Origin of the sequence: Microbacterium sp. APC 3901, assembly GCF_030407765.1 — a bacterium.
In the GTDB taxonomy this organism is placed as follows: domain Bacteria; phylum Actinomycetota; class Actinomycetes; order Actinomycetales; family Microbacteriaceae; genus Microbacterium.
This window is the reverse complement of the sequence record NZ_JASDCU010000007.1, coordinates 184,123-209,417: the sequence shown is the minus strand read 5'-3', so window position 1 is coordinate 209,417 and position 25,295 is coordinate 184,123. Positions and strand designations below refer to the sequence as shown.

Here is a 25,295-nt window from a genome sequence, read left to right as displayed (position 1 = left end):
GCACAGCCACCACTGGCTTCGGGGGAACGGGCCCGCGGTTTACGCCTGTGGACGTGACGTCAGACTCCAGCTTGCTGGAGCGGTACCGGATGAAGCAGGAAGCCACCGATCCGGGGCGTGCAACAGCGCGTCGCGCAGGCGGAAGCGTGTCCAGAACGGGCGCGCGCAGGCAAGTTCAGAACCGCGGAAACTCGGGGGCTTTCGACCCACCGTGGAAAATCGAACGGCCTAACGTGGAAAACGCGTGGGAGCCCACTCCCCGACCCCTAGTCCCGCCTGGGATCGGGGAAAACCTGAAGCACCCCGATCGCGAACGACACCGTGACTGACGTCCAGATCACGACACCCGCAGAAGACACAACCTCGCTCGGCTACCAGCAGCGGTTTGCGGCCGCACTGCCACAAGCGATCATCGGCCGACCCCTGAACGAACTCGACATCGATCGACTCGCGGGATCTAGCGGATGCTCCAAGGGATTCATGAACGCACTCGCACCGATCAAAACCGACGCTCAGTTCTAGGCGAGAAAGGAAGCTGCTGGCGCACCAGAGTGCAGCAGCTGCGGAACTGCCCGTCGCTCTCTGCCCCAGCCGAAACCCTCTACCAAAACCCGGTTACGACCCACCTTTATGGCGGGCCCGATGAGGCGCACTGCAACGATCCACCGAAAACGATCGTTTGCGGCCGGGTCCCTGTGGTGGTGCTTGGGAAGCGCGACGCGCCGAGCGTCGACCCGCCGTAACCCCCTGCCGAAACCGTAGGGCACTGAAACGGGTGGTGTATGGGTCTCGGCGCACGTTCCGTCAACCACCATCTCGCCCGTATTCGGGTCTAGAGTTTGCCCCTTCGACCGTCGTCGTGCATGAGCCCGCCTTGCAATCTGATTTTCCCCACGATCCCAGCTGGCTTTATCGTCGTTGCGAGTTGAGGCGACCCCAGCGCTCTGCTTTAGATCGGACTCAGTCCGGTTCAGCCTCGTGTAGTCCGATGTGAAGGGGCTAGTCCGATCTAAAGACGCGAATCACAACGAATCTCTTGACACGTGCTTCACGCAGGCATAACGTACAACCAAATGGTTGCACAAAGAGAACTGAGCGAAGCGGAGGTCGACCGTGTGTTCCACGCACTGGCGACGTCGACCCGGCGTGACATCCTGCGCCGGACGATCGAGCGGGAGCAGTCCGTCTCGACCCTCGCCTCCGAATACGACATGTCGTTCGCCGCGGTGCAGAAACATGTGGCCGTGCTCGAAGCAGCGAACCTCATCGTCAAGCGCGCCGAGGGACGCGAGCGGCTCGTCCGCGCGAACCCCGAGATGATCGCCCGCGCCAGGGCGCTCCTCGCCCGATACGAAGAGCTGTGGCGGTCGCGCATCGCCCGACTCGACGACCTGCTGGCCGGCCCTGCGACGACTTCGGAGACGGGCCGGTCCGACGACGACACCACCGATGATCCACGAACCGAAGAGAGAGACTGACATGCCTGTCACCGATGTCATCACCGATACCGAGAACCTCACCATGACGGTCGCCGCCGACCTGGCGGCTCCCATCGAACGCGTCTGGGCCGCCTACAGCGACCCGCGCCAGCTGGAGCGCTTCTGGGGTCCTCCCGGATGGCCCGCCACCTTCACCAAGTGGGACCACACCGTGGGCGGCAAGGCCGACTACACGATGAACGGCCCTCGGGGCGAGAAGGCCTCCGGCACCTGGGAGTTCCTGCGCATCGACGCGCCGCGCAGCTTCGAGGTGCTCGACGCCTTCGCCGACGAGAGCGGCACGCCAGACGCCGACCTGCCGTCGATGCGCATGACGTTCACCTTCGAGCCGACCGCCGAGGGAACGCGGATGGTCAATACGAGCTACTTCGACTCGCTCGAGGCGCTCGAGCAGATCGTCGCGATGGGTGCCGTCGAGGGCACGAAGCAGGCGATGAGCCAGCTCGACGCCGTGCTGCAGGACCTCCGCGACTACGCGCAGGGCAAGGGCACGCAGGTCGAGCTGCTCGACGACGTCCACGTGCGCATCACACGCCTCGTCGAGGGCCCGCGCGACCTGGTCTGGCGTGCGCACAACGACCCCGAGCTCATGAAGCAGTGGCTGCTCGGACCCGACGGGTGGGAGATGACCGAGTGCGTCGTCGCCACCGAGGTCGGCCAGACGTATCGCAACTCGTGGGCGCCCGTGGGCGACACGGAGGGGCAGCCGTTCGGCTTCGAGGGTGAGGCCCTGCTCATCGATGCACCCCGCCGGTCGGTGCAGACCGAGCGGATGATCGGGATGCCGGTCGAGACGCTGAACGACCTCAACCTCTACGAAGAGGACGGCGCGACGCTGATCACGCTCTACATCGAGTACCCCGACAAGGAGACGCGCGACATGATCCTCGCCACCGGCATGGCCGACGGCATGGAGACCTCGTACGCACGCCTCGAGAAGGAGCTGCTCGCGGTCTGACGTTCAGAATTCAGCAGGAGGAGGCGGTTCTCCCGAGAACCGCCTCCTTTTTCGCCGTCTTGCGAAAGTTCATGCTGAATTGTGAACGACGAGGGGCGGAGACGTCAGCGTGCGGCCTTGCGATCGGCGCCACGGGGCGTGCGCGTCGACCAGATGGCCAGCGCGATGAGCACCGGCTGGAAGAACAGACGCACGAAGCGCTTCATGTCGGTGTCGAGCCCGAAGGCGTCCCTGTGCTCCACCCACTGCGCGATGTTGCCGGGGAAGACCGCGACGAAGAACAGCGCGGTGATCACGCCGACCAGCCCGCGACGCTTGCGCGCGACGAGCAGGGCCGCGCCGAGACCCACCTCGACGACACCCGAGGCGAGCACGGTCACGTCAGGATCCAGCGGCACCCAGTCCGGCACCTGCGCCTGGAACTCGTCGCGGGCGAATGTCAGATGCGAGACGCCGGCGAACAGGAGGAAGGAACCGAGGAAGACCCGGCCGACGGTACGTGCGACATTCTTCTTCGACATGGTGCGAGTGTACGCGGGCGGTCTGCTGCCGAAGCCCCGCGTGCCTCAGATCAGGCGGCGCAGCGCCTCTTCGAGCGAGATGCCCTGCGCTTCGGCGCTGTCGCGCAGCCGCGCGTGCTCATCGCTCGACAGAGCGAGCCTGACCACGATCGGATCGTCGATGGGCGCGTCGAGGCCGTCGAGCAGATCGGATGCCTCGGCCCAGAGCGGCTCGGCGACGGTCGTCTGCGCGCTCGCAGTGGCGGCAGCCGGCGCGGGGCTGGTCGAGGCGGACGACGATGCCAGAGCCGCCGCAGCGATCGGTGCGGATCCTGCCGCCGCCGCCCCGGCATCCACCGCCATCGTGAAACCGGGCCCCCGGCGAGGTTCCTGCTTCGCCTGATAGGCCTTCGCAGCGGCGTTCGCGCGCTCGTCAGCCGCCTCGTTCAGGGGATGGCCGGCGTGGCCCTTGACCCATGAGAACTCGACATCGCGCCCGCGGATCGCCTCGTCGATGCCTTCGAGCAGATCGCGGTTGAGCACCGGCCCGCCGTCTGACTTGCGCCAGCCCTTGCGCTTCCACCCCGGCATCCACTTGGTCACCGAGTCGATCACGTAGCGACTGTCGCACTCGATCATCAGCTTCTCGGAGATCCCCGCGGTCGCCTGCAGCAGTTCGAGCACGGCCCGCAGCTCGCCCTGGTTGTTCGTGCCGTGCGGTGATCCGCCGGCGGCCCAGTTGTCGTCGTCGATGTACCAGGCCCAGCCGTTGGGTCCGGGGTTGCCCAGGGCGGAGCCGTCTGCGGCGGCGGTGATCGTCATCCCTCAACCGTAGCCGCGCCCGGCGACACCGCCCGCTGGCCTGCGCCTTTCGCGCGCTGCCCGGCCGCGGCATAGTGTGGAGTGATGCCTTCCGACTTCACCTGGAACTCCTGGATCGGCAGCGCGGTGGCGATCGGCACCGCGATCGTCGCCGCCGCAGCCGCGCTCGTTCTGCTCGCTCTGGTCGCCGCCCTGATCAGTCGGCGGGTGCCGTGGGTGCGTGATCTCGCCCGTCGGGTGCGCAACGCGATGATCGTGACGGCAGTGGTTGTCGCGATCTGGATCGCCGCGTCGGTCACCGAACCCGCAGAGCAGTCGTGGTGGCCGGCGGTCTCGAGGATCTTCCTGATCGCCACGATCCTGACCGGGTCGTGGCTTCTCGCCGCGTCGGTCTCGTTCGGCTTCGAAAGACTCATCGACCGCGAAGAGACCGTGCTCGTGGGGCCGGAGGCGCGGCGTCGTCGCACGCAGCTCCTCGTCATCCATCGCCTCGTGCTGGTCACGATCGGCGTCCTCGCGCTGGGCACCGTGCTGTTCACGTTCCCCGAGATGCGCGCGGTCGGCACGAGCCTTCTCGCATCAGCCGGAATCGTCAGCATCATCGCGGGTCTGGCTGCGCAATCGATCCTCAGCAACCTGATCGCAGGCGTGCAGGTGGCGTTCACCGACGCCGTCAAGGTCGGCGACGTCGTGGTCATCCAGGGCGAGTGGGGGCGTATCGGCGAGATCAACCTCTCGTACGTGGTCGTCTACATCTGGGATGAACGGCGACTCGTCGTGCCCTGCAGCTACTTCACGACGACGCCGATCGAGACCTGGACCAGGAAGTCCGACAAGATCCTCGGAACGGTCTACCTGGATCTCGACTGGCGGGTGCCGATGGACGAGCTGCGCCAGGAATTCGAGCGCATCGTCGAAGCGTCACCGGCGTGGGACGGCCGCTCGTCAGACGCGGCGGTCACGGAGGCGCAGGGCGGGTTCGTCACTGTGCGTCTGGTGATGTCGGCCAAGGACTCGGGCGATCAGTGGACCCTGCGCTGCGAGGTGCGGGAGAAGATCATCGCCTGGCTTCAGCGGGAGCACCCGGACGCGCTTCCGCGCACCCGGGTCGAGGTGGCACCGCAGCTCGCGGACTGACGCGCCGAGTCGTCGCCGACGTCAGTCTTCGGGGTCGGGGTCGGGTTCGCGATTCTCTACCGAGAACGACTCGGGCGGGGGCGGCGCGACGGGGAAGGCGACCGAACTGACCGACACACCTGCGCCGAGTCCCAGGCCGATCGACAGCGGGTCGACCGCCGGTGCCTCGTCGAGAACCTCCGATTCCGACCGCTCGAGCGGCTCGGAGGGCAGGGTCCACTGGTTCTCTTCGTCATCGGAGCGCTGCTGGAAAAGTCCCATGGATCCCATTCTCGACCCGCTGCGCGGCGGGGCGGCCGGATTCACACCGTATTGGTCGGTTCGGGCGGTCGGTTCCGGCGGCCGTTCAGCCGGATGCCGTCAGCCGACGCGACGGAACGTGAAATAGCCCGCGACGTGGCCGTGGTTGACGGTGCCGGTGCCGGTGCTCAGCATGCGTGCCGAGGTCGTCGCGCCGGATTCCACGAACGTGTAGCCGGTGTGCTCGAGACGCCAGCCGATGCGCTCGATCTCGCTGAGGAAGTAGCCGATGTGGTCGTCGCTCACGAAGTCGTTCTCCGCAGAACCCCACGACGACGGCTGGCCGGTGAGTCGGCTGACCTCGGCCTGCAGGTGCAGCACTGCATCGCCTCGGTCATGGGCCTCGCGTGACAGTTGTAGCAGGCGGTTGGCCTCTTCTTGCGTCGGCATGGTGTTCCCCTCGTGTCGTCATTCCATCATCCACAGCGACGATGGTTCGTCGTGGTGGGCTCGCCCGACAGCGGTTCGTCAGGCGGATGCCTCACGAACCGCGTCGACGAGTTCTCGCCAGGGGCCGTCCAGCGCGGAGTCGGGAAGCTCCCGCTCGCGCTCCTCCGACGGCGTGCGCACTCTGATCAGCCACACGAAGCGGTCTGCGCCCGCATCGGCCTCGCCGTCGGCATCCCACGGGCAGCTGTCGATCATCGCGATCCAGTGGTTCGTCTCGGCCGGGTCGGGTTCGACCTGCCACTCGCGACGGATGCCGGCGATGCCGCCCGTGCGCACCACCGCAATGACGACCTGCGGGTCAGTCGGTGCGCGGGACTCGCTCATCTTCATAGACTCCCACGGTCGCCCACGCACGTCGAGCGGCTGCGCCCGTGGCATCGTCGATGGCGGATGCCACGGCGACCGTCGCGTCGGCGAACTCGGTGAAGTTCGCGGTGCTCGACAGGCCGCCGGTGAGTGCGCGATACCAGACGGTTCCCGCAGTCTCCCACGCGTTGCCGCCGAGGTCGATCGCGAAGAGGGCGAAGGCGCGGTTGGGGATGCCCGAGTTGATGTGCACGCCGCCGTTGTCCTCGGTCGTGCGGACGAAGTCGCTCATGTGCGCCGGCTGCGGATCCTTGCCCAGCTCGTCGTCGTCGTAGGCGGTGCCCGGCTCGATCATGGAGCGCAGTGCGCTGCCCTGGACGGCATCCGTGAAGATCTCGGCCCCGATGAGCCACGTCGCCTCGGCCGCGCTCTGCCCGAGCAGGAACTGCTCGGTGAGAGCGCCGAACACGTCGGCGATCGACTCGTTCAGTGCGCCCGGCTGCCCCTGGTACTCGAGGTTGGCGGTGTACTGCACGACGCCGTGCGCGAGCTCGTGACCGATGACGGTGGTCGACGACGTGAAGCCGACGAACACCTCGCCGTCGCCGTCGCCGAACACCATGCGCTCGCCGTCCCAGAAGGCGTTGTCGTAATCGACGCCGTAGTGCACGGTCGCGTCGAGAGGTGCCCCGGCGTCGTTGAGGGAACTGCGGCCAAAAGCCGAGAGCAGCATCTCGAACGTCGCCCCGAGCCCGTCGAACGCCTCGTTGACCGACACGTCGTCGACGGGGCCGTCGTCTTCACTGCGCACGATCGCACCGGGGAGGTTCTGCGTGTTGCCGGCGTCGCTGATCGTGCGGTTCGGTGCGTCTGACAACTCGGCGACCAGGTCGCCGTTCTCGTCGATCGAAAGGTCGAGCCGTGCACGGAACGGCGGTCTGCCGGCCGTGAGCGTCTGCCGCGCGGCGGCGGCGGCACGGGGGTAGCGGCCGGACTCGGCGAGGCGCGCGAGCAGGTAGGACGGGACGACTCCTGGTGCTTCGGTGTGGCTGCTCATGTTCAGACCCTACGCCGGGGGTCCGACGTTCTGGCAAGGGTGGGCGGGGCTTCGCCGTTCATAACTCAGGAAGATCGTGAGGCGTCGGGAGCCGGTCCGCGCCGTTCCGAGGCACCCGTCATCGAGCCCGCACGTTCTTCCTGAGTTGTGAACCGGAACCGCCAGACGCCGCCCTGACGCTCCCAGGAACAGAGTCCCCCAAGTCGCGTAAAATCGGCACAATGACCGATGCTCCCTCCGACGCTGCACCCGACCTCGGAGCCGGCATCGACCCCGAAGACCTCGCCACCACGCTGCGGGTGCTCTCGGAACTGCACCAGATCGACAACGAGCACCCCGACTTCGTGGCCGTGCGCCACGCGACCGCCGCGATGTTCAAGGCCGTCAAGCGCGTGCGTCGCAAAGAGATCCGCGATGCGATCGCCGACGCCGACAGGGCCGTCGTGGCCCGCACCGCCACGGGCGCCCCCGACCGCATCGATGACGAGACCCGCGGGCACGATCTGGCGACCAGCGTCGTCGACGCCCCGATCGCCGGCGAGCTGCTCAAGCCCCGCAACTGCTACATCTGCAAGCAGCCGTACACGGTGGTGGACGCGTTCTATCACCAGCTCTGCCCCGATTGCGCGCGCTTCAGCCACGGCAAGCGCAACGCCCGCACCGACCTCACCGGCAAGCGCGCGCTGCTCACCGGCGGTCGCGCCAAGATCGGCATGCACATCGCGCTGCGGCTGCTGCGCGACGGTGCGCACACGACGATCACGACGCGATTCCCTCGCGACGCGGTTCGCCGCTTCTCGGCGCTGCCCGACTCGGGTGACTGGCTGCACCGCCTGCGTGTGGTCGGAATCGACCTCCGCGACCCCGCCCAGGTGATCGGTCTCGCCGACTCGGTCGCAGCTCAGGGGCCGCTCGACATCCTCATCAACAACGCCGCGCAGACCGTGCGCCGCTCGCCGGGTTCCTATTCACTGCTGGCGGATGCCGAGCTGCAGCCGCTTCCCGACGGCCCGCTGCCCGAGATGGAGACGTTCGGTCACACCGTCGATCCGCATCCGCAGGCTCTGCAGGCGTCGGTCGACTCGCACCCGCTGCTGTCGGTCGCGGCCCTCGGCGGCACCGTCGCCGAGCAGGGCGGCCAGGCGCTCACGGCCGAAGACCTCGCACGCCTCGCGATGGCCCCAGGGTCGTCGTCGCTCGAGAAGCACGCCGACGGCACTGCGATCGACGCGGGCGGTCTCGTGCCCGACGTGAACACGTCGAACAGCTGGGTGCAGTCGATCGACCAGGTGGATCCGCTCGAGATGCTCGAGGTGCAGCTCGCCAACACGACCGCACCGTTCCTGCTGATCAGTCGCCTGCGCGCCTCGATGGCGGCATCGTCGGCGAACCGCAAGTACGTGGTCAACGTCTCGGCCATGGAGGGGCAGTTCTCGCGCCGCTACAAGGGGCCCGGACACCCGCACACGAACATGGCGAAGGCAGCGCTCAACATGCTCACGCGCACCAGCGCCGCCGAGATGCTCGAGACCGACGGCATCCTGATGACCGCCGTCGACACCGGTTGGATCACCGACGAGCGCCCGCACTACACGAAGGTGCGTCTGGCCGAGGAGGGCTTCCACGCCCCGCTCGACCTCGTCGACGGAGCCGCCCGCGTCTACGATCCGATCGTGCGCGGTGAAGCCGGCGAAGACATCCACGGCGTCTTCCTGAAGGACTACGAGCCCAGCCCCTGGTGAGGGGGCGTCAGGGAGCGCGGATCTCGAGGTTCGCGGATGCCCAGGTGCCGAGCTGGTCGAGGATCGGCAGCAGCCCACGGCCGCTCTCGGTCAGCGAGTAAGAGACGGTGACCGGAGGGCCGGCATCGACCGCGCGGGCCACGAGTCCTGCCTCGGCGAGCTCGGCCAGACGGTCGGAGAGCACGGTGTCGCTGATGCCTGAGACTGCGCGCCGCAGCGAGACGAACGTCGAAGGGCCGCCCCCGAGTGACGAGACGATCATGCCGTTCCAGCGTTTGCCGAGCACGCTGAAGGCCAGTGTGACGGCGGCGTCGCAGACGTGACGCTCTTCGTCGATCTCGGCCATACGACCATCCTACCTGTGCTACGTTAACGCGAGTCGCTAAGAAAAACAGAGCAGCTACGAAAAACGAAAGGCACCCCCTCATGTCCCTGTTCCGCCTGGATGCCAGCATCCTTCCCGCGTCGTCCGCCAGTCGCTCGCTCGCCGACCTCGTCGAAGCAGAGTGGACTGCGTCGCACCCGGACTCCACCGTCACTCGCCGGGACCTCGCCGCCGACCCCGTGCCCGCGACGGCCTGGGCGGATGCCGTGACCGGCGGTTTCGTCGACGAGGCGCAGCGCACTCCCGCTCAGAACGAGGCTCGCGCCCTCGCCACCACCTTCGCCGACGAGCTGATCGGCGCGGACGCGCTGCTGTTCGCTGTGCCGCTCTACAACTACGGCGTCTCGCAGCACTTCAAGACGTGGTTCGACCTCGCCTACACCGACCCGCGCATCGACCCGCAGGGCACCGCGCTTCGTGGCAAGCCGGCGACCCTCGTGACCGTGCTCGGCGGCAACTACGCGCCGGGAACCCCAAAGGAGGGCTGGGACCACTCGACCGGATGGCTCCGCCGCGTGCTCGAGGACGTCTGGGGTCTCGACCTGCGCATCGTCGAGCGGCCCTTCACGCTCGTGGGCGTGAACCCCGCGCTCGACGCCTTCGCCGACACCGCCCGTGAGCTCAAGGAGAACGCCGAGCAGTCGGCGCGCACCTACGGCCGCGAGCTCGCCGCGCTCCGGGGCGAGGTCGCCTGACCTCCTGGCACGGTCGGAACCGACGTCTTGCCCCTGCCCGTCTGCAGGACGCAGGCACGGATGCAGGATCGGAGCACGGCTTCCGGTCCTGCATCCGTGCGTCGGTCCTGCATCCGGTGCGGGGCCGGGCTGGGGGATGCCCCGTCAGGCGAGCGGGCCGGGGAACGGATGCGGCAGCCACACCGTCACGTTCAACCCGCCACCCTGACGAGCCGTGAGCACGAGCGACCCGTCGTGCGCCTGCGCGATGCGCTGCACGATCGCGAGGCCGAGGCCGACGCCCACGTGATCGTCGTCATCCGCTCGCCCGTCACGCCCGTGCCCGTCATCGCGCGCACTCCCGCCCGCACGAGCACTCCCCACACTCCGAGCGCTCCCCGCCCCACGCGCGCGTTCGGCGCCCCGCTGGAACGGTTCGGCGAGCGTCGCCACGAGGTGGGCCGGCAGCACGTCGCCGGTGTTCTCGACCACGAGCGCCATAGCGTGCGGCAGCGCGTGCGTGCGCACGACGACGGTCCCGTCGGCGGGACGGTTGTGCACGATGGCGTTGTGCACGAGATTGCTGATGAGCTGCTGCAGCAGCGCCGGGGAGCCGAGCACGTCCGCGGTGTCGCCGCCGACGTCGATCGTCACGTCGCGACGCTCGGCGAGCGGTAGCAGCGTCTCGGCCGATTCCTCGGCCAGCAGCGAGAGGTCGACCGGCTCGCGAGTGAACGTGCGGCGCTCTGCGCGGCTGAGCATCAGCAGCGCCTCGGTCAACTCGATCGCGCGGGCGTTCACCTCGTACAACCGGTCGATCAGCGCATCGACGTCACGGTCGGGGTCGTTGCGGGCGACCTCGAGCATGGTCTGTGAGATCGCCAGCGGGGTGCGCAGCTCGTGCGAGGCGTTGGCGGCGAATCGCTGCTGCTCGGCCAGGTGCGCCTCGAGCTGTTCGAGCATCGAGTCGAAGACATCGGCCAGATCGCGGAACTCGTCGCGCGGGCCCTCGAGGGCGACGCGGTGAGAGAGCGATCCTTGCGCGGCGAGCTGAGCCGCGCGCCCGATGCGGTCGAGGGGAGCCAGCATCCGACCGGCGATGATCCAGCCGCCGCCCAGCCCCAGAGCGAGCAGCACCAGCATCATCACGATCGCGACCGGGACGAATGCGCGGATGAGGTCGGAGCGGTTGGGCACGAAGAGGTCGCTGACGATGTTCACATCGGGCACGTAGCGCAGCAGGTACAGGGCAACGGCGGCGAGCAGCCCGATGCCCGACACCACGACGACGCCCGCGTAGCTCAGGGTGAGCTTCCAGCGGGCGCTCATGCCGCGGCGCCGCTTCGGACGGATCGGGTCAGCCATCGGCATCCGTCCCGATTCGGTAGCCCACGCCCGGCACAGTGAGGATCAGCCAGGGCTCACCCAGTCTCTTGCGCAGCGACGAGACCGTGATGCGCACGGCGTTCGTGAACGGATCGGCGTTCTCGTCCCACGCCCGCTCGAGCAGCTGTTCGGCACTGACGACCCCACCGGCCGCGTCGACGAGCACCTCGAGCACCGCGAACTGCTTGCGGGTGAGGGCGACGTATCGGCCGTCGCGGAACACCTCACGGCGGAACGGATCGAGCCGCAGGCCCGCCACCTCGAGCACAGGTGGTCGAGATCGCTGGCGTCGGCGATCGAGGGCGCGCAGGCGCAGCACGAGCTCGCGCAGCTCGAACGGCTTGGTGAGGTAGTCGTCGGCGCCGATCTCGAAGCCGGTCGCCTTGTCGTCGAGGCGGTCGGCCGCGGTGAGCATGAGGATCGGGATTCCGCTGCCGGACGCGACGATCGAGCGAGCGACGTCGTCTCCCGACGGACCGGGGATGTCTCGGTCGAGCACGGCGAGATCGTATGAGTTGATGCTGAGCAGCTCGAGTGCCGTGTCTCCGTCGCCGGCGATGTCGGCGGCGATGGCCTCGAGTCGCAATCCGTCGCGCACGGCCTCTGCGAGGTAGGGCTCGTCTTCGACGATCAGCACCCTCACGACACGGCTCCCATGTGCTCAGAGCTTACGCACCCCGACATATCGGGAGCGTATGCAAAAGCGCATACGCTGCCGCAACAGGCCCCCTCCTTGACTGATGACATGAACACACGCACTGCCCTCAGACAGCGACGCCTCACCGCGGTCATCGGTGTCGCTCTGCTCGCCGCGGCCATCACAGGCTCGGTCGTGCTGATCGGCCAGCAGCCGCTGGCGTCGGCATCCGTCCCTCCCACCGTCTCGCCGGCATCTCTCACCGAGGCCGACGGGGTGATCCGCGATGAGGGCGCCGTGTCGGTGTTCGACGAGACCCCCGCCGTGACCAATCTCGACTCCGATCTGCTGGCTGCCGTGCGTGCCGCCGCCACCGCCGCCGAACGCGACGGCGTGAGCATGCATGTGAACAGCGGATGGCGGTCGGCCGAGTACCAGCAGGTGCTGCGGCAGGATGCCGTCGTCGAATACGGGTCTGAGGAGGAGGCCGCGCGCTGGGTCGCCACTCCTGAGAACTCGGAGCACGTGTCGGGGGATGCGATCGACCTCGGCCCGCTCACCGCGCAGGACTGGCTGGCGCAGCACGGCGCCGAGTTCGGTCTCTGCCAGATCTATGCGAACGAGCGCTGGCACTTCGAACTGCGTCCCGCGGCCGTGGCGAACGGGTGCCCGCTGATGTACAACGACCCGACCACCGACCCGAGGACCCAGCGATGACCACCGCGCTCACGACTCCGCGCCTCACACTCTCTCGCCTGCACGCACCGACCCTGCACACGCTTCCCCACGCGATCGCGGCGAACGTCGAACGGATGCGGTCGGCGACCGACGCCCCCATCATGGCGGTCGTCAAGGCCGACGGATACGGTCTCGGTGCCGTCACCGTCGCTCTCGCGGCGATCGATGCGGGGGCGCAGTGGCTGGGCGTGACCGATGCAGGGGATGCCGGCGACCTGCGCGATGCGGGCATCGAGGTGCCGATCCTCGCGTGGCTGAACCCCGCGGGGGTCGACGTGATGCAGGTCGTCGCGGATCGCGTCGATATCGCGGTCGGCTCCGTCGACGAGCTGCGGCAGCTGATCGCCGATGCGTCGTCGCTGGCCGGCGCACGCGTGCGCGTGCATCTGCACATGGACACGGGGATGTCGCGGGGCGGCGTGCCGGTCGAGGACTGGGCCGAGCTGCTGCGGGTCGCTCGCTCGGGTCGAGGCCGCATCGAGGTGGTCGGGGTCATGGGTCATCTGCCCTGCGCTGACGCCGCTGATCCGTCGGCCAACGCTCCTGCCGTGCTGCGGATGCGACAGGCACGGGATGCCGTGCTGCGCGCCGGATTCGGCCCGCTGATCGTGCACCTCGCGGCGACCTCGGGCGCGCTGACGGACCCCGCGACGCACTTCGACATGGTGCGCGTCGGCGCCGGGCTGGTCGGCATCGACCCCTCGGAGACCGAGTCGCTGCAGGGGGCCGCGCGGCTGACGGCATCCGTCGTGCACAGCAGCATCGTGCCGACGGGGACTCCCGTCGGGTACGGGGGCTCGTATGTGACCGAGCGCGCGAGTCGCCTGAGCGTGATCGGCGTCGGGTATGCCGACGGCATCCCGCGGGAACTCGCGCCGGGCGCGGCCGTCGCGATCGACGGCATCCGCTGCCCGATCGTCGGGCGGGTCTCGATGGACCAGATCGTCGTCGACACGGGCGAACTGGTCGTGCCCAGGGGCACGACCGCCGTCGTGTTCGGACCCGAGGGGGGCGCGGTACCGAGCGTGCAGGAGTGGGCGAGGTGGGCGGGGACCATTCCTCACACGATCGTGACGGGCATCGGATCTCGAGTCGAGAGGGCGATCGCGTGAGGGTGCTGGTCATCGGAGGAGGGCAGAACGCCGAACACGAGGTCTCGCTGGCATCGGCAGCGGCGGTCGCAGAGGCTCTGCGTGCCGGCGGACACGAGGTGAGCGAGGTCACCATCTCGCGAGAGGGTCTCTGGGAGGCTGCGGGCGTCACGGAGGGTGCCACCGTCGCTGCATCCCTGACCCTCGCTATGCCGCTGGTGGCTGCAGCTGATGTCGTATTCCCCGCGGTGCATGGAGCCCTGGGGGAAGACGGCGTGCTCGCTGCGCTGTGCGCTCTCGCGGGGGTCCGAGTGGTCGGATCGGGTCCGCGGGCCGGGGCGATCGGGATGGACAAGTGGGCGACGAAGCTGGTCGCCGAGGCGGCGGGACTGCGCACCGCCAGGGGACGTCTGATCGATGCGGCCGACTGCGGGGACTCCGAGTTCGAGGGACCCGTGGTCGTGAAGCCGGTGTCGGCCGGATCGAGCTACGGAGTCTCGCTCGTGCGTTCGGAGCAGGAACTCGCGCCCGCGCTGCGCGAAGCCGCGCGGTTCGACCGACGCATCCTGGTCGAGGAGGTCGTGCACGGGAGGGAGATCGACGTCGCCGTGATCAAACAAGGCGGAAGAGTGCGCTGGGCCGCACCGCCGCTGGAGATCCACGCGGCAGGACTGTTCGACACCGCGATGAAGTACGACGGCAGCGCGCAGTTCACGGTGCCGGCGCAGCTCTCGGCTGACGAGACGACGTCGATCACGCGTGCGGCGCTGACCATGTTCGACGCTCTGGGATGCGCCGGTGTCGCGAGGATGGACTTCTTCCTCACCGCCGATGGGCCGGTGCTGAACGAGGTCAACACGATGCCGGGGCTGACCGCGGCATCCCAGGTGCCACGCATGTTCGCGGCGGCCGACGTGTCGTATGTCGATCTGGTCTCGCGCCTCGTGCGCGCGGCCGAGGTCCCGGGGCGGTGAGCGCGCGCGTCGGCTGGCCCGATGTCGCGAAGGGCGTCTGCATCATCCTGGTGGTGCTCTGGCACGTGGTGACCAAGCACGCGGTCGAGGTCGACGGCGCGGGCGCGATCACACAAGCCTGGGCGACGCTCAACGCACAGCTGCTGCCGCTGCGGATGCCGCTGTTCTTCCTGATCTCGGGGATGTTCGCCGGCAGTGTCGTGAATGAGCCCGTCGGCACGTCGTGGCGGCGGCGGGCCGGGCGGCTCGCTGCGGTCTACGTCATCTGGGTCGTGATCCAGACGTTCGTGCTCGCCCTCACTCCGGACTTCGACACCGCCAGAGCCGAGAACGGATGGCAGCTGCTCGCGCAGCTCACGGTCAGCCCGACGAACCTCTGGTATCTGCTCGCCCTCGCGGTGTACCTGCTCGTCGCGCGCCTGGCGCGTCACGTGCCGACCGCCCTGGTGCTGCCGGTCGCGTTCGTGCTCGCTGCGGTCGTGGCGGCGGGGGTGATTCCCGACCTGGGCAACCTGTGGCAGGTCGTGCAGAATCTGTTCTTCTTCCTCGCGGGGCTGCGGATGCGGTCCCTGATCGAACGGTTCGCCGTGGCATCCACTCCGCTGCGCACGCTCATGCTCGGAACCGCATATGTCGCCACTGCCGGTGCGGTCGGGGTTCTCGGCATGCGTCAATGGCCCGGTGTCTGGCCGCTGCTCGCGGTCGTCGCGGTGGCGTTCGGGGTCGTGGCGTGCGCGATGACCGATCGACACGTGTCTGTCGTCGCTCGGCCGCTGCGGTGGGTGGGGCAGCGCACGCTGCCGATCTACGTCATCCATATGATCCCGCTCGCCCTGATCGACGGCGCGCTGCGCGGAGCGGGATGGGTCGCGACGCCGGCGGTCGAGGCCGTCTGGCCGATCGTGCTCACGGCGGTGGTGATCGCGATCTGTCTCGCGGTGCACGCCGGCCTCGTGCGGGTGGGGCTCGGGGTGCTCTTCGACCCGCTGCGACCGATCGACCGGCTGACTGAGGCCCGGATGGCCCAGACCCGGATGGCCCAGACCCGGATGGCCGGGCCTAGAGCCGGTCGACGCCCGTCACCGTGAGCACGGCGGCGCCCTCCTCGTCGGAGGCCGCGAGGTCGACAGTGGCAGAGATGCCCCAGTCATGGTCTCCGGCCGGGTCGTCGAGGATCTGACGGACGATCCACTCGGTGGGGCCCTCGGTGATGAGCAGCAGCTGTGCACTGCGGGCGTTCGCACCGGTGAGGATCTCGTCGTGGTCGGCGAAGTAGCCGTCGAGCGCGTCGGACCAGGCATCCGCACCGAATGACGGGTCGAGCTCTGCGAGCGCCGAGACGTCTTCGCGGGCCGCGAGCTGCACCCGTCGGAACAGCTCGTTGCGCACGAGGGTGCGGAAAGCGCGCGTGTTCGACGTCAGGCGCTTCGGAGCCGGCGGCACGATGGGCTCGTCGTCCGGTCCGTGCAGCACGCCGTTGACCAGCTCCTCCCACTCGTCGAGCAGGCTCGAGTCGACCTGGCGCACGAGTTCGCCGAGCCACTCGATGAGGTCGCGGAGATCCTCGTCCTTGGCCTCTTCGGGAATCGTCTGCGAGGCCGCCCGGTAGGCATCGGAGAGGTAGCGCAGCACGACGCCCTCGGAGCGCGCGATCTTGTAGTACGCGACATATTCCCCGAACGACATGGCTCGCTCGTACATGTCGCGCACGACGGACTTCGGATGCAGTTCGAAGTCGCGGATCCACGGCTGCGCGGCGCTGAAGGTCTCGAACGCGGCCGTGAGCAGCTCATCGAGGGGCTTCGGGTAGGTGATCTCCTCGAGCAGCTCCATGCGCTCGTCGTACTCGATGCCCTCGCGCTTCATGGCGGCGACGGCCTCTCCGCGCGCGAGGAACTCCTGCTGCCCGAGGATGGCCCGCGGATCGTCGAGCGTCGACTCGACGATCGAGATCATGTCGAGTGCGTAGGAGCCTGTTCCCGTGCCCGCAGCCGGATCGCGGTCGAGCAGCTCGAACGCAGCGAGGGCGAACGGCGACAGCGGCTGATTCAGGGCGAAGTTCGGCTGCAGATCGACCGTGAGGCGGATCTCACCGTCATCCGTCTGCTCGACGACGCCGGATTCGAGCAGCGTGCGATAGATCCCGATCGCGCGCAGCGCGAGCTCGCGCTGTCTCTTGCGAGGCTCGTGGTTGTCGTAGACGAGGGCCCGCATGTTGCCGAACACGTCGCCGCCGCGGCCGATCACATTGAGCATCATCGCGCTCGTGATCTGCATGTGCGAGGTCAGTGTCTCGGGCTCGGCGTCGATGAGCTTGCGGAACGACGGCTCGCCCCATGACACGAACCCGTCGGGGGCCTTCTTGCGGATGATCTTGCGCTTCTTCTTCGGGTCGTCGCCGGCCTTCTTGATCGCGGCGATGTTGTCGCTCTCGTGCTCGGGAGCCTGCGCGACCACGGTGCCGGCGGTGTCGAAGCCGGCGCGGCCCGCGCGCCCCGCGATCTGGTGGAACTCGCGGGCGCTCAGCTGCCGCATCCGCGTGCCGTCGAACTTGGTCAGAGCCGTGAGCAGCACCGTGCGGATGGGCACGTTGATGCCGACGCCGAGAGTGTCGGTGCCGCAGATCACGCGCAGCAGTCCGCGTTGGGCCAGCTGCTCGACCAGGCGCCGGTACTTCGGCAGCATTCCGGCATGGTGAACTCCGATGCCCGCGCGCAGGAACCGCGAGAGGGTCTTGCCGAAGGCCGTGGTGAACCGGAATCCGCCGATCAGCGCCGCGATCTCGTCGCGCTGCTCACGCGTGGCGACCTTGGTGCTCGACAGCGCCTGCGCCCGCTCCATCGCCGCGGCCTGCGAGAAGTGCACGACGTAGATCGGGGCCTGGCCGGTGCCGAGCAGGTCGTCGATCGTCTCGTGGATCGGCGTGGTCTCGTAGAAGTAGTGCAGAGGCACGGGACGCTCGACACCCGTGACGGATGCCGTGTCGCGGCCGGTCCTGCGAGTCAGGTCGCTCGACAGCTGCGAGACATCGCCGAGCGTGGCCGACATCAGGATGAACTGCGCCTGCGGCAGCTCGAGCAGCGGTACCTGCCACGCCCACCCGCGGTCGGGATCGGCGTAGAAGTGGAATTCGTCCATGACGACCTGGTGCACCGCGGCATCCGTGCCCTGCCGAAGCGCGAGGTTCGCGAGGATCTCAGCGGTGCAGCAGATGATCGGCGCATCGGGGTTGACCGAGGAGTCGCCGGTGATCATGCCGACGTTCGAGGCGCCGAACACGTCGACGAGGCTGAAGAACTTCTCGCTGACCAGCGCCTTGATCGGTGCCGTGTAGAACGAGCGACGACCCTCGACGAGTGCGGCGAAGTGCGCGCCGACCGCGACGAGCGACTTGCCGGTGCCGGTGGGCGTCGACAGGATCAGGTTGTTGCCCGAGACGATCTCGATGACCGCCTCGTCCTGTGCGGGATACAGGCTGATGCCGGTCGACTCCGCCCACTCGACGAACGCCGTGTAGACGGCATCCGCATCGGATCCGTCTGTCAGCGTGGTGTGGTCGAGGATCGCAGGCATGGTCTGTCGATCATCCCATCTCGAGTCCCCGGCGAATCCCGTCCGGTATTCAGCATGGAACCGTCGGTCGCGGTCGGTACCGGCCCGAACAGAGCGATCAGCCGCCGCTCATGCTGAATTGTGAACGCCTCAGACCGAGGTCGCCGCGCGCAGTGCGATGCGGATCATGTCGCCGAACGTCTGCTCGCGCTCCTGGGCGGTGGTCTGCTCGCCCGTGACGATGTGGTCCGACACCGTGCAGATGGCCAGGGCGCGCCGGCCGTGGAACGCCGCGAGGGTATAGAGGCCCGCCGCCTCCATCTCGACGCCGAGTGCGCCGTGCTGCACGAACGGCTCGGTCAGCTCGGGGCGTGTGCTGTAGAACTGGTCGCTCGAGAACAGCAGACCGACGTGCACCGCGGAGTCGAGCTGCTCGGACTCGCTCGCCTCGACCGCGGCGCGCAGCAGGCCGAAGTCCGCGACGGGTGCGTAGTCGAGCCCGTGGAAGCGCACCCGGTTGATGCCCGAATCCGTGCAGGCGCCGTTCGCGATGATGATGTCGCGCACCTTCAGCTTCTCGGTCAGCGCACCGCACGACCCGACCCGCACGATCGTCTGTACGTCGTACTCCTCGAACAGCTCGCTCGCATAGATCGCCATCGACGGCTGGCCCATGCCCGACCCCTGCACCGAGACGCGGTGGCCCTGCCAGGTGCCTGTGTAGCCCAGCATCCCTCTGGTCTCGGAGTACAGCTCGGCGTCGTCGAGGAAGGTCTCGGCGATCCACTTCGCGCGCAGCGGGTCGCCCGGGAACAGGACGACGGGGGCGATCTGACCGGGCTGTGCGGCGATGTGCGTGCTCATGCACTCAGCGTACGAGGCCAACCGATGAGCAAGCTCAGCCCTCCCTGCGCCGCACGATCTCGCCGATCCAGATCGGGGCGAACGGCGAGGTGCAGCCGGGGGCGGTGGGGTAGTCGGCGAGCACCTGCAGGCGCTCGCCGATCTCCATCGCCCTGGCCCGGAGCTCGGGGTGGAAGATGCCGATGTTCGCGAGTGTCTCGTTCATCGCCCACTGGAGGCGCTTCGGCGCCTCCACCAGGTCGCGCTCGATCAGGTCGAGCAGATGCTCGAGGTCGAGGCCCTCGGCACCCTTGCCCACCCGCAGGGTCGTGAGCGACCACGCCGCGGCGGCGACCGTGGGGTCTGAGTCGTCGAACCACCGCAGCCTCAGCTCTTCGGCGAGAGGGGTCTTCTTGGCGACGTAGTTGACGAACCAGTCGTTGACCTTGGGAGCCTGCGTCTGGCGCAGCATCGCGTCGAGCTCATCGGCGGTGAACTCGCGTGGCTTGCAGATGAGGAGAGCGAGCAGACGGGCGGAGGTCTCGCCGGTCGCCCACAGCTCCGTGGCGAGGGGCTGGTCGGTCTTGATGCGCTTGGCCACTGTGCGCAGCCGGCTGAGATTCATGCCATGGTCGTCGCCGCGCTTCTCGTTGGCGGCGCGCATCTTCGGATCCTCGAGCGCGGCCAGCTCGGCGAGGGCTTCGGGCACGGTCATGTCGGGCATGAGACCAGGGTAGGCCTCCGGCGCTTGTCAAGGCCCGGGCTTCCGTGAGCGTCGGGCTCTAACCTCGCGTGCACGCAGACCGAACGCCGACGAGAGGAACGCGCATGACCCGCGACAGCGACGACATCAGTACCGACCGCAACGACATCAGCACCGAGCAGTCAGCCGGACCCGAGGAGAACGACAACCTCGGCAGCGAAGGCAACAAGGGCGAGCCGACGACGTCCGTCCCCTCGGGCCCGGCCTCAGACGACGACGGCGACGTGCTCGCCGACGACCCCGAACAGGACTGACACCCGATCGCCGGTTCATAACTCAGGGTCAATCGCGCGATTCGCGCCGTGATCGGTCCGAAAGGCCTCGCCGGCCGACGGCTGTCCTGAGTTGTGAACGCGAACCGGCGATCACTCCTCGTCGACGAGCTCGCCGCGGATGCGGCGGAGGTCTTCCATCAGCGAGCCGATCAGGATCCAGTGCGTCGACGACGGCGGCCTGATCACGAGCGGCGCGGTGAGTGCGGGGATCGCCGAGGTCAGCGTCTCGAGCTCGGGTGACACTTCGGCGATCTGCACGGCCAGCCGCACGTCGTGGCCCGCCCGCTGCAGCTGCTCCGCGATCGCCGTGACCGCCGGTTCCTCACCGATCGAATCGTCGTAGTGGTCGAAGTACGCGCGGGTCATGCCGATCGTCTGCGTGACGATGGGTGACAGTCGATCGAGCAGGGCGCGCATCTCGCGCAGCTCATCTCGATGTGTCGAGCGGCGAGGGTTGAGGGTGAGCGACTCTTCGCCCGCCGCGATGGACGCCTCCGCGGCCTCTTTCATCGGACGCAGCAGCCGCACCTCGAGCATGAGCTCCTGCAATCGGGCCGGCGTCTGCGGTTCGGGCAGCGCCTCGGCCAGCCGGTCGAGGCTCGCCGCGAGCTCGCTGCCGAGCAGTCCGAGGTCGCGGCGGGCAGGAGCGACAAGAACCGGCGGCACGATGAGTGCGTTCACGACGATGCCGATCGCGACGCCGATCAGGGTCTCGAAGATGCGCGCGATCGCGTAATCGGGCGTCGAACCGAGCGCCAGCACGAGCATCGCCGAGATCGCGACCTGGTTGCCGGTGCCGGGGGTCGCCTTGAACACCCACGCGACGAGCATCGCCACGACGATCGCGAGCAGCACGATCCAGCTCGGCGAACCCAGCAGCAGGCCGAGTGCCACGGCGATGAGCACGCCGACGATCACGCCGATGCTGCGCTCGAGCGCCTTCGACAGCGACTGGTTGACGCTCGGCTGCACGACGAGCAGGGCGGCGATCGCGGCGAAGACGGGCAGCTGTCCTGGCACGACCCATCCCGCGAGCAGCCAGGCCGCGATCGTCGCCGCGGCGGACTTCACCACCTGCAGCAGGGGCGAGCGCTTCGAGGCGCGAATCGCGGCATGGATGCGCATGCACTCAACGCTACTCGTGCGCATGCTCGGTCGTGGCGCCCTCGATGTCAACCCCGTCGCGCATCCCAGGCGCATGCAGCTGAATGGGATCACACGAACGACGAAAAGTGAGGAGCATCACATGGCGCAGATCATCGAGACCATCGACGTACACGTTCCGGTCGACATCGCTTACAACCAGTGGACGCAGTTCGAGAGCTTCCCCCACTTCCTCGACGAGGTCGAGTCGATCGTCCAGATCGACGACACGCACAACCGCTGGACCGTGAACGTCGGCGGTGCGACGCGTGAGTTCGACGCCGAGATCACCGAGCAGCACCCCGACGAGCGCGTCGCGTGGAAGAGCGTCGGCGGCGACACCGAGCACGCGGGTGTGGTGACCTTTCACAAGCTCGAGGAGCTCACCACTCGCGTGACGGTGCAGATCGACTGGGAGCCCGAGGGACTTCTCGAGAAGGTCGGCTCGCTGGTGGGCGCCGGCTCGCACGCGGTGAAGAAGGACCTCAAGAACTTCAAGGAGTTCATCGAGAAGCGCGGCGCCGAGACCGGTGCCTGGCGCGGCGACGTCGACGCCTGATCGACCCCTGAGCCGAGGCCCGGGCGGTGGTGCCCCCATCACCGCCCGGGCCTCTTTCGCTGCCTGCTCGCTGCCGGCCTGCAATCGTCTAGGGCGCTCGCGACCCCGAAGATAGGGCATCCTCCCGATGTCGACGGGGCACCTCAGAGCGGAGTGTGGGGACATCCCAACCGAGGAGATGTCATGTACGAGCACCCCTACTTCGCCGAGAAGGTCGCCGAGTTCGAGAACGAGCGTCTGGAGCAGGCGGCTGAGTGCCGTCGTTTCCTCGCCGACCACGCCGACCAGATCGTCCCACGGACGCCCGGTCCGATTGGACGGTTAGGACAGCGGATGCTGCGCACAATCACCCGTCGGCAGTCGAATGCGCCGGATGCTGTCGCGCATGCTGCCGCGGACGTCGCGCCGGATGCCGGCGCGGGCACCGCGCGTACCGCCACGACGGTCGCGCCGCGAGCCTCGCGGCCCGCTGCGCCCGCCGAGACGGCACCCGCTGCACCAGCCGACAGTCTGGCCGCCTTCTGCCGCGAGCCGGCGCCGGCTCGGTGAGTCCGGCATCCCCGGCACCGCCCGCGTCACCCCGCCCGGATGTCGGAGGGGAGTGGGACGATGGTGCCATGTCACTCTCCGCCGCGAGCGCTGCGATGGTCGGCCGAGAGGCTGAGATCGCGGTCCTGCACGGGCTCTTCGACCGAGTCGTCGAGGGGGTTCCTCTCGCGGCGCTCGTCGAGGGCGAGGCGGGCATAGGCAAGTCCCGGCTGCTGCGCGAGTTCGGCGCCGAGGTGGTCAACCGAGCCGATGTGCATGTCGGGTGGTGCCTCGATCTCGGAGCGTCGCGCACACCGTTCGGGCCGATCACCGGCATCCTTCGCTCGATCGTCACCCGCATGGGCGCAGATCGCGTGCGCGAAGAGCTCGGCGTCGGCGTCGAGGCTCTGGGCATGCTGCTGCCCGAGCTCAATCCCACCGAGCGTTCGCAGAGCAGCCCCGACAGGCTGCGCGATGCCATCGCCGCCCTCATCGAGGCCGCAGCCGAGCACGCGCCGCAGGTGCTCGTCGTCGAAGACCTGCACTGGGCAGACGAATCGACCCTCGCGCTGCTCTCCTTCCTGCTCCGCACGCTGACCCACGGGCGCATCCTTCTGCTCCTCACCTGCCGCTCCGACGATGTCCGCCGCGGAGACGCGGTCAGCCGGTTCATCGGCGAAGCCACTCGTGCGCGCCTGCTCGAGCGGGTCACTGTCGAGCGGCTCGAGATCTCGGCGGTTCGCCAGCTCGCCGAATCGATCACCGGGCAGCCCCTCAGCGACGCGGCGCTCGAGCGCATCCAGGACCGCGCCGAAGGAGTCCCCTTCTTCGTCGAAGAGCTCGCGGGCTGCTCTTCGGGCCCCCTTCCCGGCAGCCTGCGCGATCTGCTCCTGGCCCGTTTCGACCGCCTCGGTGACGACGCGAGACGAGTGGTGCAGGTGGTGTCGGGGGCCGAGCGGCCGCTGACCCATCCGCTGGTCACCCAACTCGCGGGGCTGCCCGAAGTGCGCCTCGATGAGGCGATCCGCGAGGCGACGCTCAGCGGCATCCTGGTCGTGGCCGACGACGACTACCGATTCCGCCACGCGCTGCTGCGCGAGGCCGTGCACGACGATCTGCTTCCGGGCGAGAGGGCGCGGCTGCACCGAGCGTATGCCGAGGCGCTGGAGGAGAACTGCGACGGCTCCGACACCGCCGACTCTGCCGCGCTCGCCTATCACTGGCAGCTCGCGCAAGACGACCGACGAGCGCTCGCCGCAGCCGTCGCCGCGATGTTCGACGCCAAGTCGCGGTTCGCCTTCGCGAGCGCAGCCCGCTTCGGAGAGCTCGCCCTCGATCTGTGGATCCAGGTTCCTGATGCCGAGAGCGTGGTCGCCCTCGACCGCATCGAGCTGCTCCGAACGCTGGGGTCGGTGCTGCGCAATGCCGGTGACGGCGAGCGGGCGCTCGCTGTGGTCAATCTCGCGCTCGACGAGGTCGACCCCGACGCCGTCGACCCGCGGATGCACGCTCGGCTGCTGCGCGACAAGGCCTATTACATGATGCATCTCGGTCGATCAGGGCCGATCGAGCTGCTGCAGCAGTCGCTGGAGATCCTCGAGCGGCAGGTCGATAACGATCGACTGCGCGCTTCGGTGCTCAACCAGCTTGCGAGTCGCTACATGATCGCCGGACGGCTCGATGAGGCGATCGCCCTGGCGACCGAGGCGGGTGAGCGCGCCGTGCGGGCAGGTGCCGAGGACGAGGCATCGATCGCCGCGAACGTGCGCGGCGGTGCTCAGGCTCACCTCGGTGATCTCGAGGCCGGGCACCGGGAGTATGCGGTCGCGCTCCGTCTGGCACGCGGTGCGAGCCCCGAGATGCGATACCGAGTCAACTACTCCGACCTGCTCGGACTGCTCGGGCGCTATCGCGACGCCGTCGCGGTCGCCGAAGACGGCCTCGCCAGAGCGCGAGCGTTCGGCGTCGAGCGCACGACAGGTGCGATCATGGCGCAGAACATGGCGGTGCCACTGCTCGAGATGGGCGAGATCGAGCGCGTCGAGGGGCTGCTGGCCCGTGAACGTGCTCAGCGGACGCTGCGCATCTCTCACATGTACTCCACGATGACCCGCGTGCGCGTGCTCTCATGGCGAGGGCGACACGACGAGGCCGCCGAGATCCTGCGCGAGTGGCACCCCTCGTTCGAGGAGACCGGTCGGGTCGAGCGGCAGATCTGGTACGACGAGGTGATGATGCGCGTCGCCGTCGCCGAGGGGCGCGGAGACCTCGCAGGCGCGCTCGACGAGATCCGCGCGATGCTCGCCGATGACGGGCCGGTCTTCCTGCACCAGAGGAGGCTTCTTCTCGAGGCGGGGTGGTTGATCGCCGAGCTCCGGGCGGCGGGCGTCGACGTCGGTGGGGCGAGTGACGAGGTCCGGGCCGCGTGGCTCGCTCAGCCGGAGCAGCTGCTCGACGATGCGTGGTGGTCGATTCTCGATGCGCTGCTGTCGCCTTCGGTTCCGGCGCTGCGGGCCGCCGTCGACGTGGCGGATTCAGACGACGTGCCGGTGACCTTCCGTGTGACGACGCGGCTCGCCCTCGCGCGGCTGCTGGTCGAGGCAGGAGAGCGGGCCGACGCGGGCGTCGTCCTCAGCCATGCTCTGCAGGAGGCCGAGCGGCTCGGCCACGTTCCGCTCCTGCGCATGGTGCGCGCGTTCTCCGCGGCGGCCGGCCTTTCCGCAGCATCCGGAATCGCCAGTGCCGCGGCTGATGCCGACCCCCTCACGGCACGCGAGCGGCAGGTGCTCGATCTGATCGCCGAGGGGCTGAGCAACCGTCAGATCGGTGAGCGGCTCTTCATCAGCGTCAAGACGGTGAGCGTTCATGTGTCGGCTGTGCTGCGAAAACTCGGTGTCAGCACGCGCACCGAGGCGGCGGTTCTTCACAAGAATCAGAACTTCGGGGTTTCACGGCAGGATGCCGTGGTACGTTGAG

Annotated in this window: 26 protein-coding genes; 13 read left to right on the top strand and 13 right to left on the bottom strand. The window is 68.4% G+C overall.

The window, feature by feature from the left end:
- Window positions 1–1,073: 1,073 nt before the first annotated feature.
- Together QMA07_RS08690 and QMA07_RS08685 are read left to right on the top strand one after the other, a co-directional pair.
- Window positions 1,074–1,478 (top strand): helix-turn-helix domain-containing protein, encoded by a 405-nt coding sequence (locus tag QMA07_RS08690; RefSeq protein WP_290161175.1) that lies wholly within the window; start codon window positions 1,074–1,076, stop codon window positions 1,476–1,478.
- A gap of 1 nt (window position 1,479) precedes the next feature.
- Window positions 1,480–2,457 (top strand): SRPBCC family protein, encoded by a 978-nt coding sequence (locus QMA07_RS08685; RefSeq protein WP_290161174.1) that lies wholly within the window; start codon window positions 1,480–1,482, stop codon window positions 2,455–2,457.
- 104 nt (window positions 2,458–2,561) lie between these two features.
- On the opposite strand, the gene QMA07_RS08680 is transcribed toward QMA07_RS08685, so the two are convergent.
- Together QMA07_RS08680 and QMA07_RS08675 are read right to left on the bottom strand one after the other, a co-directional pair.
- Window positions 2,562–2,978 carry a DoxX family membrane protein gene (locus QMA07_RS08680; protein WP_290161173.1) on the bottom strand — a complete coding sequence of 139 codons (417 nt, stop codon included), beginning with the start codon at window positions 2,976–2,978 and terminating at the stop codon, window positions 2,562–2,564.
- Window positions 2,979–3,023: 45 nt separating this feature from the next.
- Window positions 3,024–3,779 (bottom strand): ribonuclease H, encoded by a 756-nt coding sequence (locus tag QMA07_RS08675; RefSeq protein WP_290161172.1) that lies wholly within the window; start codon window positions 3,777–3,779, stop codon window positions 3,024–3,026.
- A gap of 84 nt (window positions 3,780–3,863) precedes the next feature.
- Here QMA07_RS08675 and QMA07_RS08670 point away from each other — a divergent pair, with 84 nt between their 5' ends.
- Complete coding sequence (locus QMA07_RS08670; protein WP_290161171.1) at window positions 3,864–4,916, top strand: mechanosensitive ion channel domain-containing protein; 1,053 nt, start codon at window positions 3,864–3,866, stop codon at window positions 4,914–4,916.
- 21 nt (window positions 4,917–4,937) lie between these two features.
- Here QMA07_RS08670 and QMA07_RS08665 read toward each other — a convergent pair whose 3' ends face one another.
- The 4 genes from QMA07_RS08665 to QMA07_RS08650 form a co-directional block, all read right to left on the bottom strand.
- Window positions 4,938–5,177 carry a hypothetical protein gene (locus tag QMA07_RS08665; protein ID WP_290161170.1) on the bottom strand — a complete coding sequence of 80 codons (240 nt, stop codon included), beginning with the start codon at window positions 5,175–5,177 and terminating at the stop codon, window positions 4,938–4,940.
- 99 nt (window positions 5,178–5,276) lie between these two features.
- Entirely contained in the window at window positions 5,277–5,606 is a 330-nt protein-coding gene (locus QMA07_RS08660) for a hypothetical protein (protein WP_290161169.1), read from the bottom strand.
- Window positions 5,607–5,684: 78 nt separating this feature from the next.
- Window positions 5,685–5,990 carry a protealysin inhibitor emfourin gene (locus QMA07_RS08655; protein WP_290161168.1) on the bottom strand — a complete coding sequence of 102 codons (306 nt, stop codon included), beginning with the start codon at window positions 5,988–5,990 and terminating at the stop codon, window positions 5,685–5,687.
- Window positions 5,965–7,029: a M4 family metallopeptidase gene (locus QMA07_RS08650; protein ID WP_290161167.1), complete on the bottom strand. Its 1,065-nt coding sequence runs from the start codon at window positions 7,027–7,029 to the stop codon at window positions 5,965–5,967. Before QMA07_RS08650 ends, QMA07_RS08655 begins: the two co-directional genes overlap by 26 nt.
- A gap of 221 nt (window positions 7,030–7,250) precedes the next feature.
- On the opposite strand from QMA07_RS08650, the gene QMA07_RS08645 reads away from it, so the two are divergent.
- On the top strand, window positions 7,251–8,771 hold the full coding sequence (locus QMA07_RS08645; protein ID WP_290161166.1) for an SDR family NAD(P)-dependent oxidoreductase: 1,521 nt from the start codon (window positions 7,251–7,253) through the stop codon (window positions 8,769–8,771).
- A 7-nt stretch (window positions 8,772–8,778) separates the two neighbouring features.
- Here QMA07_RS08645 and QMA07_RS08640 read toward each other — a convergent pair whose 3' ends face one another.
- Window positions 8,779–9,117, bottom strand: coding sequence for a helix-turn-helix domain-containing protein (locus tag QMA07_RS08640; protein ID WP_290161165.1), 339 nt, complete (start codon window positions 9,115–9,117; stop codon window positions 8,779–8,781).
- Window positions 9,118–9,197: 80 nt separating this feature from the next.
- Here QMA07_RS08640 and QMA07_RS08635 point away from each other — a divergent pair, with 80 nt between their 5' ends.
- The gene (locus QMA07_RS08635; protein ID WP_290161164.1) at window positions 9,198–9,851 is read left to right on the top strand and encodes an NAD(P)H-dependent oxidoreductase; all 654 of its coding nucleotides are present in this window, start codon (window positions 9,198–9,200) and stop codon (window positions 9,849–9,851) included.
- Between the two features lie 144 nt (window positions 9,852–9,995).
- Here QMA07_RS08635 and QMA07_RS08630 read toward each other — a convergent pair whose 3' ends face one another.
- Both QMA07_RS08630 and QMA07_RS08625 read right to left on the bottom strand, forming a co-directional pair.
- Window positions 9,996–11,159: a HAMP domain-containing sensor histidine kinase gene (locus QMA07_RS08630; RefSeq protein WP_290161181.1), complete on the bottom strand. Its 1,164-nt coding sequence runs from the start codon at window positions 11,157–11,159 to the stop codon at window positions 9,996–9,998.
- A 28-nt stretch (window positions 11,160–11,187) separates the two neighbouring features.
- Window positions 11,188–11,859 carry a response regulator transcription factor gene (locus tag QMA07_RS08625; RefSeq protein ID WP_290161163.1) on the bottom strand — a complete coding sequence of 224 codons (672 nt, stop codon included), beginning with the start codon at window positions 11,857–11,859 and terminating at the stop codon, window positions 11,188–11,190.
- 102 nt (window positions 11,860–11,961) lie between these two features.
- Here QMA07_RS08625 and QMA07_RS08620 point away from each other — a divergent pair, with 102 nt between their 5' ends.
- From QMA07_RS08620 to QMA07_RS08605, 4 genes are read left to right on the top strand one after another with little or no spacing between them, the layout of a single operon-like run.
- Window positions 11,962–12,570, top strand: a complete 609-nt coding sequence (locus tag QMA07_RS08620; RefSeq protein WP_290161162.1) for a M15 family metallopeptidase — start codon at window positions 11,962–11,964, stop codon at window positions 12,568–12,570.
- Window positions 12,567–13,703 (top strand): alanine racemase, encoded by a 1,137-nt coding sequence (gene alr / locus QMA07_RS08615; protein WP_290161161.1) that lies wholly within the window; start codon window positions 12,567–12,569, stop codon window positions 13,701–13,703. Before QMA07_RS08620 ends, alr begins: the two co-directional genes overlap by 4 nt.
- Window positions 13,700–14,656, top strand: coding sequence for a D-alanine--D-alanine ligase (locus tag QMA07_RS08610; protein WP_290161160.1), 957 nt, complete (start codon window positions 13,700–13,702; stop codon window positions 14,654–14,656). The genes alr and QMA07_RS08610 overlap by 4 nt, the downstream gene beginning before the upstream one ends.
- Window positions 14,653–15,744, top strand: a complete 1,092-nt coding sequence (locus tag QMA07_RS08605; protein WP_290161159.1) for an acyltransferase family protein — start codon at window positions 14,653–14,655, stop codon at window positions 15,742–15,744. Before QMA07_RS08610 ends, QMA07_RS08605 begins: the two co-directional genes overlap by 4 nt.
- On the opposite strand, the gene QMA07_RS08600 is transcribed toward QMA07_RS08605, so the two are convergent.
- From QMA07_RS08600 to QMA07_RS08590, 3 genes are all read right to left on the bottom strand, one after another.
- Window positions 15,716–18,229 carry a DEAD/DEAH box helicase gene (locus QMA07_RS08600; protein ID WP_290161158.1) on the bottom strand — a complete coding sequence of 838 codons (2,514 nt, stop codon included), beginning with the start codon at window positions 18,227–18,229 and terminating at the stop codon, window positions 15,716–15,718. The genes QMA07_RS08605 and QMA07_RS08600 overlap by 29 nt on opposite strands.
- Window positions 18,230–18,358: 129 nt before the next feature.
- Window positions 18,359–19,072: a purine-nucleoside phosphorylase gene (gene deoD / locus QMA07_RS08595; protein ID WP_290161157.1), complete on the bottom strand. Its 714-nt coding sequence runs from the start codon at window positions 19,070–19,072 to the stop codon at window positions 18,359–18,361.
- A gap of 34 nt (window positions 19,073–19,106) precedes the next feature.
- Window positions 19,107–19,775 carry a DNA alkylation repair protein gene (locus tag QMA07_RS08590; RefSeq protein WP_290161156.1) on the bottom strand — a complete coding sequence of 223 codons (669 nt, stop codon included), beginning with the start codon at window positions 19,773–19,775 and terminating at the stop codon, window positions 19,107–19,109.
- Window positions 19,776–19,879: 104 nt separating this feature from the next.
- Between QMA07_RS08590 and QMA07_RS08585 the strand changes: the two genes are divergently transcribed.
- Complete coding sequence (locus QMA07_RS08585) at window positions 19,880–20,068, top strand: hypothetical protein (protein ID WP_290161155.1); 189 nt, start codon at window positions 19,880–19,882, stop codon at window positions 20,066–20,068.
- A gap of 111 nt (window positions 20,069–20,179) precedes the next feature.
- Here the strand turns inward: QMA07_RS08585 and QMA07_RS08580 are convergent, their stop codons facing one another.
- Window positions 20,180–21,214, bottom strand: coding sequence for an FUSC family protein (locus QMA07_RS08580; protein ID WP_290161154.1), 1,035 nt, complete (start codon window positions 21,212–21,214; stop codon window positions 20,180–20,182).
- A gap of 121 nt (window positions 21,215–21,335) precedes the next feature.
- Here QMA07_RS08580 and QMA07_RS08575 point away from each other — a divergent pair, with 121 nt between their 5' ends.
- The 3 genes from QMA07_RS08575 to QMA07_RS08565 all read left to right on the top strand — a co-directional run bounded on the left by QMA07_RS08575 (window position 21,336) and on the right by QMA07_RS08565 (window position 25,294).
- Window positions 21,336–21,791: an SRPBCC family protein gene (locus QMA07_RS08575; RefSeq protein WP_290161153.1), complete on the top strand. Its 456-nt coding sequence runs from the start codon at window positions 21,336–21,338 to the stop codon at window positions 21,789–21,791.
- A gap of 183 nt (window positions 21,792–21,974) precedes the next feature.
- Window positions 21,975–22,340 carry a hypothetical protein gene (locus QMA07_RS08570; protein ID WP_290161152.1) on the top strand — a complete coding sequence of 122 codons (366 nt, stop codon included), beginning with the start codon at window positions 21,975–21,977 and terminating at the stop codon, window positions 22,338–22,340.
- 68 nt (window positions 22,341–22,408) lie between these two features.
- A complete protein-coding gene (locus QMA07_RS08565) occupies window positions 22,409–25,294 on the top strand; it encodes an AAA family ATPase (protein WP_290161151.1) in 2,886 nt (961 codons plus the stop codon).
- Window position 25,295 lies beyond the last annotated feature (1 nt).